Origin of the sequence: Agaribacter flavus, from assembly GCF_042646125.1 — a bacterium.
Lineage (GTDB): Bacteria > Pseudomonadota > Gammaproteobacteria > Enterobacterales > Alteromonadaceae > Glaciecola > Glaciecola flavus.
In genome coordinates, this window is record NZ_JBHRSW010000018.1 from 40,194 (window position 1) to 52,815 (window position 12,622).

At 42.5% G+C, this 12,622-nt stretch carries 7 protein-coding genes; 3 read left to right on the forward strand and 4 right to left on the reverse strand.

Annotated features, from left to right (window positions below; translation table 11 throughout):
* Positions 1 to 56: 56 nt before the first annotated feature.
* On the reverse strand, positions 57 to 2,939 hold the full coding sequence (locus tag ACFOHL_RS11315; RefSeq protein WP_376920342.1) for a M16 family metallopeptidase: 2,883 nt from the start codon (positions 2,937 to 2,939) through the stop codon (positions 57 to 59).
* Positions 2,940 to 3,034: 95 nt separating this feature from the next.
* Entirely contained in the window at positions 3,035 to 3,874 is an 840-nt protein-coding gene (locus ACFOHL_RS11320) for a DUF2797 domain-containing protein (RefSeq protein ID WP_376920343.1), read from the reverse strand.
* Positions 3,875 to 4,167: 293 nt separating this feature from the next.
* Between ACFOHL_RS11320 and ACFOHL_RS11325 the strand changes: the two genes are divergently transcribed.
* Positions 4,168 to 6,450 (forward strand): CRTAC1 family protein, encoded by a 2,283-nt coding sequence (locus ACFOHL_RS11325; RefSeq protein WP_376920344.1) that lies wholly within the window; start codon positions 4,168 to 4,170, stop codon positions 6,448 to 6,450.
* Positions 6,451 to 6,476: 26 nt separating this feature from the next.
* Here ACFOHL_RS11325 and ACFOHL_RS11330 read toward each other — a convergent pair whose 3' ends face one another.
* Together ACFOHL_RS11330 and ACFOHL_RS11335 are read right to left on the reverse strand one after the other, a co-directional pair.
* A complete protein-coding gene (locus tag ACFOHL_RS11330; RefSeq protein WP_376920345.1) occupies positions 6,477 to 7,595 on the reverse strand; it encodes an ABC transporter substrate-binding protein in 1,119 nt (372 codons plus the stop codon).
* Positions 7,596 to 7,768: 173 nt separating this feature from the next.
* Entirely contained in the window at positions 7,769 to 8,362 is a 594-nt protein-coding gene (locus tag ACFOHL_RS11335) for a sugar O-acetyltransferase (protein ID WP_376920346.1), read from the reverse strand.
* Between the two features lie 160 nt (positions 8,363 to 8,522).
* On the opposite strand from ACFOHL_RS11335, the gene ACFOHL_RS11340 reads away from it, so the two are divergent.
* The gene (locus ACFOHL_RS11340; protein WP_376920347.1) at positions 8,523 to 9,155 is read left to right on the forward strand and encodes an SGNH/GDSL hydrolase family protein; all 633 of its coding nucleotides are present in this window, start codon (positions 8,523 to 8,525) and stop codon (positions 9,153 to 9,155) included.
* 186 nt (positions 9,156 to 9,341) lie between these two features.
* Positions 9,342 to 12,620 (forward strand): transglutaminase family protein, encoded by a 3,279-nt coding sequence (locus ACFOHL_RS11345; protein ID WP_376920348.1) that lies wholly within the window; start codon positions 9,342 to 9,344, stop codon positions 12,618 to 12,620.
* Positions 12,621 to 12,622 lie beyond the last annotated feature (2 nt).

Here is a 12,622-nt window from a genome sequence, read left to right on the forward strand (position 1 = left end):
AATATATGTTTAGCGCAGCGATTTTCATTTTACAACAACACGAATAGTCATCGAGTTTACTCTGCGCTACCCGCGACTTCCTGATCCTCTTCAGGCAACAAGACTGCTGTGACGCTATCATCAAAATTCAACACATACATAGCGGTTTCTTGGACTAACTGTGGCGTCATTTCTTGTAGCATTGTCTCATACGCTTCTATGCTTAGAGGCTCATAACCAGGTTCAACCAAGGATAATAAATAATGGCTCCAAAATCGGTTCTGTTTTTTGCTCACTTCGCGAGATTTGAGTCGTTGAGTAATATAGTTTTCTACATACTTGCTTTCAGTTGGCGCAGACTGTAGCTCGCCAAAAATTGCCTTTATTTCACCGTTTAGTTCATCGACACGATTCGGATCGCAGCTAAACGATATAGTCATACTATATTGATTATCTAGCCTTTCTAGTCCGCCGCTGACTCGCACCCCGTAAACACCACTTTTTTCTTCGCGAATGCGTTCTCGCAAAATAGTGGAAAGTACACCTTCTAATGCCTCAAACTTAGCAGATTCGCGATGAGACCATTGCTTTTTACCAAACAGCTTAATCAACACATTCGCTTTTGCTTCAAGGCCTTTGTTAACCACTACTGATAGCTCACCTTTGGTTCGTCTGTCAGGCCTTTTCATCCAAGTTTCTGTATCACTGCTACTCGGTAAGCTAGCAATGTACTGCGCAACAAGCGACTCCATTTTATTTAACTCTATATTTCCAACAAAGATAAAATTGAAGTTTGCGGCATTCGAAAAACGTTGTTCAAAAAACTCGAGAGATTTTTCAAAATCCAGAGCTCGAATTACGTCTCCGGTCATCTGAAAAGATCTTGGTTCATTGCCATACGACAATTTTCTCATCTCTTCAGAAAATACACTCTGCGGACTGACGAGTTGATTGTCATACCACGGTGCAGCGCGTGCGACAAAGGTATCGAAGGCACTTTGATCTTTTCTTGGGGTCAAAAAGTTCAGATGAAGTGCCTGCATAAAGTGCTCCAAATCCTTAACAGAGCTTTCTCCATTGAGCGTTTGATGACGATTAGAAATATTACTATTTAATTTGAAGGATTTACCCTGCATAAACTTACCAAGGTCAATCACGCTAAAATCGGCAAGCCCCATGGTTGCTGCAATCGTTGCCGCCATAAATGTGTCTTTTACGTCTTTATCTTCAAGTATTGATAAGCCGCCCTGCGCTCGTGCGCTAAACAAAATGACATCGTCTTTAAAATCCGTTTGCTTCAACACGACTTTCGCACCGTTGCTCAAGGTCCAAAAGTGCGTGTCGATTGACGCTTCATAGTCTTTTGCGACCACCGATCCTGGCGTGGGCAATTCAGGTAACAAGCTATCTGCGATAGCGGTCTCCTGATAAGCGGTCAATTTCTGTTCATCTAGAGCTTTCCACAAACTGTAAACTTCGGCTTCAGTGGGTAAACCAGGCAGTTCAGTATCAGGGGCAGATATTGAAATCAGTCTATTTTCTTCGGTTAACCAATTTTTTCCCATCTCATTGACTTCTTCAAGTGTGATCGTAGGAAGAAAATGCTGGGTAAGTGTGTTTTCCAGTTCAATGCCTGGAATAGACTCCCCTCTTGTGAAGTGTCTGACATATTCGTTTGCATAGCGGCTAGACTCTATCTTATTCGCTTCTTTTGCCGCTTTCTCATATCTGTTTTGAATGGCCGCTTTTTGACGTGTGAATTCTGCTTCACTAAAGCCGAATTGAATGCTGCGATTGATTTCAGTCAACAGCATAGCCAATGAAGCTTGTACCTGTTTAGGTTTTACAATCGCACCAGCAGTAAACATACTGATATCACCAAATGATGCTCTAAAATTCGCACCACCGCCTATCATCGGCGATTCTGGTTCCAGCACTAGTTCAGCATATCGGTTATTTAACATTCCGATATATAGTTGATGAATGAGCGCTTGTCTGTGCCCTTCGTAAGTTGTCGGTATAAAAGCGGGATGTTTAGTACTAATACTCACCACTGTTCGAGGTAACTCAGGATCCGTTTCGATACTTATCAGAGGCTTTTCGTTGCTCGGAATGGTAAATTGCGGTCTAGGCTCTGGGTCTTTGCTAGCTTCAATTCCGGAAAAGTACTTTTCAAACAATACTTTGACTTGTTGTGTATCAAAATCACCTACCGCTATTAAAGACATTAACTCAGGGCGGTACCAGTCTTTATAGAAACGAATTAAGTCTTCGTGCTTACCATTTGCTAGGATGTCTTGCTTACCAATGGGTAATCGTTTCGCATATTGAGAATCTTTATATAAAACGGGCAATTGCTTGTGCATTATGCGTGTATCCGCACCCTGCCTGGTACGCATTTCTTCGATCACAACGCCCCGTTCTTTATCGATTTCTTCAGGTTCAAAACTGATTTTATGTGCCCAGTTTTCAAGAATATGAATGCCTGTTTCTAAGGTCTCACTGTCATCCGTCGGCAACTGCAGCATATACACGGTTTCATCAAAAGAAGTATAAGCATTTAAATGTGCGCCAAAGCGCATGCCGATTGACTCGACATATTCGACTATTTCCTGCTTCTTAAAATCTTTTGTGCCGTTAAAGGCCATGTGCTCAGCAAAATGGGCAAAACCGAGCTGTGTTTCGTCCTCGAGTATCGAACCCGCATTTACTACTAAGCGTATTTCAGCTCGGTTTTCAGGTTTAGCGTTTTTACGAATGATATATTTGATACCATTTTCTAACTCCCCTTTTATTAACTTTGGGTCTAGAGGAATATTGCCACTAAATTGACTACCTTCTTCTTCTGCGATAGTGGATTCATTTGCTAACTCAGCCTTATCAGTGTTACTTGATGTGCAAGAGATGACAAGCAATCCAAGCGTGAATACTGTTAGCGAGTGGCGTAGGGTTGGAAACATATAACCTTCCTTAGTGGTCGAGGACTTGTTGATTTTGCTGTATTTAAACATTTAATTCGAAGAGATTATTATTACTTAACCTGAACTCTGGATACTTAAGCATGCGTCAATTGCACTTTGTAGCCCGATGCGTTTCTGACATTGAAGACTCGATCATCATCAAACATCAAGTATTGACCTTTAATTCCGAGTAACGTTCCGGTAACCACATCAAATTTGTCTAAGTTCATCGATTTAATTTTTGTTGGATATTGAATAACAGGGTAAGCAATGTCAACTGGCTGTGAGTCCAGTTCAACAACGCTGGTTGAACCATAGGTTTCCCTGAGCCCATCTATTTCTAGCTCAACAACAGGTTTTAAATCTGACCACGCTTGTTTTAAGTCTAGACTTGGGTATGCCCCTTTTAGCATTGTCCGCCAATTTGTCTTATCAGCAATGTGTTTAGCAATGCTGGTCTCAACTAGGCCACTCATTTTTCGGTTTTTTACACGATAGATTGGCATTGCTTGGGTCGCACCTTGGTCTATCCATCGCGATGAAATCTGATCTGAAACGTGTCGGGTAATACCCACCTTAAGTGCGCCTGTGTTAGCTAAATATACAAAATGGTCTTGCAAGCAATTCACCTCTCCCCATTGAGGCTCTCGACATGTTCCTTCCTCATAGTGGCACTTTTCTGGTTTGATGATACAGGTGTCACATTGCGCTAATGAGCGCATACAAACAAAACAATAACCTTGGCTAAAACTTTTTTTTGTTTTACGGCCGCAATACACACAATTTATCTCTTTCAAAAAAGCAATGCTGATTGTCTTGCCAATTATTTTATTCATGTTTAACAGGGTTTCACCAATTGGCAAACAATAGTCAACCTCACCACCTGCATTGGTATTTACTTGCATTTTGCTGAGGTTACCGACACATTCGGCCATTTATCACTCCATAGTTCTGCTTCTAGTCGCAAGAGATTATATGCATCACAGCCTCATCGGCAAGCGAAAGTCCCAAGATAAAATCGCCACTGTTTATTGAAAGTTAACTCGCCGCATTGTTAAACATATTTAACTTACGTTAATATAGCTTTAAATTTTTGCTTCAATAAAATAGAGGCTGTTCAAAGCGATTTGCCTTGAAGCTTGGTCTTTTAGTAAAGATAGTTCTGTGCCTGAATAAACTAAATATCCCATTTCAGATTAAATACATTACCCAACTAGGAAGTTGTTATATGAAACAGTGTTCAAGAAGACACGCCGTTATTCTCCCCGCGTTTACTGCTCTATTTTTCATAAGTGCTTGCAATACCCCTACTCTTTCACAGAACACCAATGAAAGGAAAGAGCATACCATTTTAAGTAAGCAAGTACTTATTAACAGTCAACAGAGTCATACAATCGACTATACTGTCGATGGCTCTCTCTTAAAGAGAATGACCATCGACCTTAGTGTCGACAAACACTATGGCAGTTTGAGTTTATACGCCAATGACAAACTCCTAGTAAACAACATTGACATTCCCCGTTCCGGTAGACAAAAACTGAATGTTTTGGTGCCTTTCGACGAGACCGGAAATCAAAAGCTAAGATTTGCAGGACGAAGCAATAACATCACCATCAACGAAGTCACCTTTGAAGATGTAAGTGGATTATCATTGCCCACGTTTGAGGACATATCCCAATCGCTTGGTTTTGAGACAGAAATTACCTACAAATATGGCGGTCCAGCTGTTGCCGACTATGACCAAGATGGAGACTACGATTTTGCACTCAACAACCACAATCACGTTCCCACACAAATAGTCACTAATAACACTGATAGTCTTGATATAAGGTATATGTTCTCAAGCCCGCGTGATTTGCATGGTTCTAGTTTTGGTGATTATGATCGCGATGGTGATTTAGATTTACTGGTAGCGTTAGGTGGAGGCAGTGGAACCAACCCGACGTCATACGAGCTATTCCGAAATGACGATAACGAATTTGTAAATGTTTCAAATGAAGCCGGCATCAATGTGCCGACAAGAGGAAGAAGTCCAAGATGGGTAGATATTGATTTAGATGGCGATTTGGACATCGCATTGTTTAATGCACAACGTCCAAATTACGATGGTCCTATTCAAGTATTCTATGAAAATGTCGGTGGGGGTAAATTCGAAAACCGCAGTATTAAGGGTCTTGAAGACGCATACGCCGAACGCACGCTCGTGACAGATATCAACCAAGATGGCAAAGACGATTTTTTAATCTTTTCACCCGCAGCAGTGTGGATTAACAAAGGTAACTGGGAATTTGAGGATGCATCAAGTATCTGGTTGCCTGAACATATTCAAGGTCAGGAAAGTATTATCAATGCGGCGAATTTGGATGTAAATAACGATGGTTTAGTGGACTTGTACTTTGCGCGAGGTAAAACACATTACCAATTGTCTAGAAAGTCGATTGATTTTAATCCCAACAACCAAAAACTCGACATCAGAGACGATGGAGAAACGGGCAGTACACTCATTGAATTTGAGGCTGACGGCAGCATCGAGCTCAATGACATGGAATTAGTATACCGCTTATACGACGGTGGTTGGGCAATATTCTTAGGTGAAAACAAAGATCGAAAAGTCGTCAATGCAAAGGGCTTTCAACCACGTCAACGCCCTGAAGAAATGAAAACGGCTGAGCGTTTCCTTAATATTTCACCAGATATGGCAAAAGGCTGGCCAGATAAGCGCGAGCAAAATGGTATGTACATCGGTTATCTTGGTAATGGCAAATGGAAAGCAGAATGGGTGAGAAAGCAAAATGTTTTTTGGACGATTTCCTTTTCTTTAATTGGTGTAAAAAGTGTGGAGCATGATTGGCAACCCAATTACAGAAATGAAAAAGACGTATTGCTGCTAAATAAGGGGGGCTATTTTGTCGATGCATCTGATGACTGGAATATTCCACCTGGTGGGGATCATTGGGGGGTCACTCACGGTGACTTAAACAATGATGGATACGAAGATATATTTTTGTACCGATATGGTTTTTTAAAACAGCGCATTGCTGATTTAGTACTGATCAATACTGGCGAAAACCGCTTTGAAATCACGACACAGCATGGTGCCTATCACACCGATGATCCAGGTCATGGCGATATGGGACAAGCCTTTGATTTTGACCAAGACGGACGCCTCGATATGTTAAATGGTAGCGAGGAAGAAGGTCGTTGGCACCTGTATAAAAACACAACGAAGAATGACAACAACTATATTTTAGTCGATGTGAACTATAGCCCCAAGGACAAGGTAGACCCCTACTCAGCAAGCGTAAAAGTAACAACAAACAAAGGCAGGGTGTATCAAAAACGCATTGGCTCGGCGGGTGAGTCTTTTTCTCAAAGCTTACTAAACAAAGTACATTTCGGACTCGGTAAAGAAACTGGTGTCAAATCAGCTTTGATAGAATGGCGCAATGGTGAAACTCTCGAACTCACAGATTTGCAAGTTAACATGGCGCACTCTGCGGGTACTAGATGACCTGTTGTGATATGTTGTAGCTTTATTTACTGGGGCTCATGGCCCCAATTCAGTTTTGCATTTTTAAGCGCATTTATTTGGTCGCTAATTATCAATTGCGGATCCATATTGTATTTAACACGCTTTGGGTTTAAAAATTTGCTATAAGCGCGCAATTGCTCTGGCGACCACTGCGGATTCGATAAAAACTGACCTACCTCTTTTACATTATTAGCATTTAACAAGCTCATACTTGTTTTAATAACGCTTCCCGTTTCCTGCTCAAAGTCTCGTCCATTCAAATAATCAAAGAACAAGGTAATTGCCCAGCCGCCTTCTAAAAAGTGTCCGCCAAGACTCATCGTCATTGTACCGTTTTCAATCAGCTCAACGCTATACGGCGACCAATCTATTCCACCCACAACTGTGGCGGGGTCAAGCTCGATCCCCAATTCATTTAGTCGATCGAAAATGCCGTAAGCCATAACGTCACTCGCAACCCAAAAGGCATCAATCTTATCGTGTCTTTGTATGATAGCCTCAGTCATACCGCGCACTACTTGGCGATCCCATTTCCCGTAGACTAAATTGAGAAGTTTACTTTGAGGCTCATTCGCAAGCGCTTCGTGTAAACCGGTGGCGCGCTGAATACTAACAGCAGAGTAGCGTAGACCGGTAATCGCAAACACGTTAATTTCGCAGCTTACAAGCGGGCAGTTTTTTGTTTTAACATGAGACAAAATTGCCTCAGCAAGCTGTTTCCCGGCCAAAGTGTCATTGGGGGAAAGGCTAGCCAACCAATACGTAAATTGTTCTCTTGGGCGACCTAAGCGCGCATACTGCTCTTGTGAAATATCAGAATTAATCGATATTCCGTAAATTTTTTGTTCTTCCAAATAAGTGAGTATGTCAAATTCTGAACCAAGCCAAAAAGAAGTAATCAGTAAGTTAGGCTTTTTTTTGCTCGAGGCTACGCGCTCCTTTATAAATGAAAGCGCAGCAAAGCGATTGCGGTATTCTTTTGGTGCGTATGCTACTTCAAGTTCAAAGCCCAATGCCTCACTGACTGCTGATGCGTAATCAACTTGAGAATCCCAAAAAGGAAAACCTTTTTCAACGGGATAAACGAACAATACTTTTGGTCTCACCTCACTTGTAACATCCACTCGCAATTGAGCTGCATACACTATCTTTGTATTAAAAATTGCTTGGGCAATACAGCTTAAAAGCAAAGCGTAGCGCAAGTAGGAGAACGAAGAATTGCGACAAAAATTAAACAGCAAAGGTGCCTCCATAAGCAGATTCTAGTGTGTAATTTACTGGTGAGTAAAATCCAGCTTTAGGGTGTAAGTTGCCGAACAACTCTTGCCGGATTGCCATAGGCAACAGAATATGCAGGAATATCTTTGGTAACCACACTTCCCGCACCAATCACTGCACCTTCGCCAATATGAACACCTGGCAAAATGATAACCCCTCCCCCGATCCAAACTTTGTCAGCAATTAAGACGGCTTGAGCAAAAGTTCTAAAGTAAGGATGGCTATCGCCTTGCTGCCAATTGTCCACCAGTCGCTCCTGCGCAGTAACGGGGTGAGTTGCAGTATAAATCTGTACATTTGAGGCAATTAATACGTCGTTGCCAATAGTAATCGTATTGCAATCAACAAAGGTACAGTTAATGTTAATAATGACATTATTGCCGACAAAAGTATGCTTTCCATAGTCACAATAAAATGGCGTATCTATATTGACATTTTCACCTACTCGCCCCAACAGCGCCTTCAATATTTCTTGCTTTGCTGAGCTATCTCGACTGCTCAAACTGTTGTACTCACGAGTCATTGCTCGCGCGTTGTGAATGATATCTAATATTTCTGGATCTGATGTATTGAACAACTCACCTTTTAAACACTTTTCTATTTCTTTATTCATGCTTGTTTTTCCTTGTACAAGATGTAAACCCGCGCACCTCTCTGAAGTTGTTCCAGAGTTTAGAGGCTGTTTGTTCTAGTTAGTGTAATGTAAATAAATATTGCTTTCAGTATGATATGTTCATAAAACAGTCATTATCGCGTTGTGTGGAGTAGTAAAGTTGAAGACAATTTTATGTTTTGGTGATTCAAATACTTGGGGGGCGGTGCCTGGGAAAGATCAGCGATATCCCAACGGCGAGCGCTGGACAGGTATCATGCAAAAACAACTAGGTGAAAACTATGAAATAATTGCAGAGGGGCAGTCTGGTCGAACGAGTATTCATGATGACCCGTTCGAGAAACACAAGAACGGTTTGCGCTACCTTGTCCCTTGCCTTGAATCACATCAACCAGATCTGCTAATAATCTTGTTAGGCACAAATGATCTCAAAGCAAGATTTTCACTCAATGCCCACGATATTGCTTACGGCGTGCGAGTACTCGCAGAAGAAGCGCTTAATTTTAGAGGTAGTGGGGGCAAAAAAACGCAAGTGCTGATGGTATGCCCACCGCGAATTATCGAGACAGGTTACTATGCAAACATGCTTGAAGGCGGTGAGAATAAGTCTGCCAAGCTTCCAAAATTTTTTAAGCAGAACGCAAAAGAACTGTCATGTGAGTATTACAATGCTTCTGCACTTATTGAACCTTCTGAAATAGACGGAATACATTGGCATCGTGAATCTCACAAATTGCTCGGTGAAGCACTGGCCGAGAAAGTGAGGATAATCTTTTCTAAAGGCAGTAGTTAGAGTGATTCAACCAACGCTAAGCGCCACTGGTATTAAATTTGCTGATGATCGACTCAATAGTAGACTTAGTCCCAAGAAAACAAATATTTGTTGCGTTTTATGTACATAAGGCTATGAGAATTAAAGAAAAGTGATAATCTATTCTACTAACACTTCAGCATGCTTATGCCCCAAGGAGAGGCAGCGATGACGATAACGGTCGGTATTACGCACCACACAGAATACAATTACGACAAACACATCAATATGGGGCCTCACGTTTTTCGCCTGCGCCCAGCTCCTCATACTCGCACGCCAGTAAACAGTTACTCCCTTAAAATTTATCCCGAAAACCACTTCATAAATTGGCAACAAGATCCCTTTGGGAATTATCTTGCGCGAGTGGTGTTTCCAGAACCAACCAATAAATTCTCTTTTACCGTGGATGTCGTGGCGGATCTTACCGTTATTAATCCTTTTGACTTCTTTCTTGAAGAATATGCAGAGACTTTCCCGTTTACTTACGACAAATCGCTACAAAGTGACTTGATACCTTATTTAGAAAAAGAACCAGCCTGTTCTGACTTAATAGAATTAATCAAGCAAGTCAACACTGACAAGGAAATAGGCACCGTAGATTTCTTGGTTTCAGTCAATCAAGTGGTAGCAAATTTGATCGAATATGGTATTCGCATGGAGCCAGGCGTACAAACAGTGGCAGAAACCCTAAGCAAAAAATCGGGTTCTTGCCGAGATTCATCTTGGCTACTCGTACAGTTGTTCAGGAATCTAGGTTTAGCCGCCCGCTTTGTCTCAGGTTACTTAGTGCAACTTGCCGCTGACGAAAAATCCCTTGATGGCCCCAGTGGACCGGAGCAAGACTTTACTGACTTACATGCATGGTGCGAAGTCTATATTCCAGGTGCAGGATGGATTGGCCTTGATCCTACTTCTGGCCTGTTTGCTGGGGAAGGACACATTCCGCTGGCTTGTACGCCAGAACCAGGCTCCGCCGCACCTGTTTCAGGTGCAATAGATAAATGCGACTCGACTTTTAGTTTTAGCAATCAAGTGATTCGTATTAATGAACCACCGCGCAGCACCAAACCCTATACAGATGAACAGTGGACAAATATCAATGATTTAGGTCAAAACCTTGATGGTGTGCTTAGTGCAGAAGATATCAAATTAACCATGGGCGGCGAACCTACGTTTATCTCTATCGATGATATGGAAAGCGAGCAATGGAATACCGCCGCCGACGGTGCAGACAAGCGCAAACTCGCTCACAATCTCTTCGACAAGTTGATTGATACATTTACAACAGGCGCGTTTAAGCACTACGGACAAGGCAAGTGGTATCCAGGTGAACCGCTACCTAGATGGCAATATGCAGCATATTGGCGCAAAGACGGTGAACCGCTTTGGCAAACCCACAATCTACTTGCCTCGCCAACTGTTCAAGGCATTACAGATACGTCGCAAGCAAAAACATTTATTGAAACACTCACACATAATTTAGGCCTCCCCAAAGAAGTTATCACTTGCGCATACGAAGACATTCTTTATCACATGTGGCAAGAAGCACAGCTCCCCATTGAGCCAAGCCCTGATTCACCGGAACTCCTGCATGCCATGAGTAGGCAAGGATTTCTGGCAAAAATGGAGCGTGGCATAGAGAAGCCGGTAGGTTATATACTACCGATTACGTTTGATCAGGTATTTGGAGGCTGGCAAAGCTGCCAGTGGCAATTTAAGCGTAAATACTGCTTTTTACTACCGGGTGAATCACCCATTGGTTATCGATTACCCTTAGACAGTATTGGTAGCCCTGCTCCTCTTTACGAAAGGGATCCGAGTGATATCCCTACGACATTCTCCGAAGTACCAAACACAAAAGCTTATGTATCCGAAAACACAATACTCACCGCCTTAGCAATCGAAGTACGCGATGGAAATTTGCATGTATTCATGCCTCCTTTGAGCTACTTTGAACACTATGCTTTGCTACTGGGTATGATTGAAAAAACTGCGAAAAGCCTAAATACACCCGTCATTATTGAAGGATATACACCTCCTCAAGACAGTAGAATAGATAAATTTGCTGTAACGCCTGACCCTGGCGTAATCGAAGTGAACATACATCCCTCATCAGATTGGTCTACCTTACTTAATAGAACACAGACCTTGTACACTCTAGCTAGAGAGTGCCGTCTTGCTACACAAAAATTTATGGTTGACGGCAGACAAACTGGCACAGGGGGAGGCAACCACGTCACACTGGGCGCAGCCAATACTACTGATAGTCCCTTTTTACGTCGGCCTGATCTATTAAGAAGCTTTATAACGTTTTGGCAACATCACCCAGGCTTATCGTATTTATTTGCGGGTACATTTATTGGCCCAACGAGCCAAGCGCCCAGAGTTGATGAAGCAAGAGACGAACGCTTGTATGAACTCGAAATTGCATTTTCTCAATTTCCAGAAGGAGAGGTACCCGAGCCTTGGCTAATCGATCGTTTACTGCGTCATCTATTGACCGATTTAACAGGGAATACCCATCGTTCAGAATTTTGCATAGATAAGCTTTATAACCCTGACTCAGCGTCAGGCAGACTGGGGTTGGTGGAATTTAGAGGCTTTGAAATGCCTCCTCATGCCCAAATGAGCATGGTTCAAATGTTGCTGTTACGGGCCTTAGTTGTGCGTTTTTGGAAGCAACCATACAGTGGTAAGCTGGTTCGTTGGGGGACGCGGCTACATGATAAATTCCTGCTACCGTATTTCGTAAAACAAGATATGCAAGAGGTATGTGAAGATTTGCGTTTGCACGGTATTGATTTCAAATTTGATTGGTTAGCACCATTTTTTACCTTCCGCTTTCCTATTCTCGGTTCTCACAAGGTCGGTGATTTGCAATTACAGCTTTTCTCAGCAATCGAACCTTGGCATGTATTGGGCGAAGAAGCCACTCAGTCCGGCACCTCTCGCTATGTAGATTCTTCCTTAGAACGCGTGCAGCTAAAAGTAAGTAATTTGAGTTCTGATAGATACGTCATAAGCTGCAATGGCCGCCGAGTGCCTTTGCATGAATGCGAAACTCCTGGGGAATGGGTAGCAGGGATACGCTTTCGAGCTTGGCAACCGCCCTCAGCGTTACACCCGACAATTGGGGTTCATGCACCGCTTGTATTTGATGTTTACGATACTTGGTCAGGACGATCGATTGGTGGCTTCACCTATCATGTTAGCCACCCTGGAGGACGCAGTTTCGAGCAATTCCCGATCAACAGTTATGAAGCCGAAGGGCGCAGAATTGCGCGTTTTTGGTCTCACGGACATACACCGCCTAGAGTGACTGAAAGTATGGATATATCAAAATACATGACGAACCAGAATAATCGAAGTAATTTTGATATACCCGCTCCTGAACCCGCTAATCCTGATTATCCGCATACTCTGGATATGCGCAGAACTATCAGCTAGGA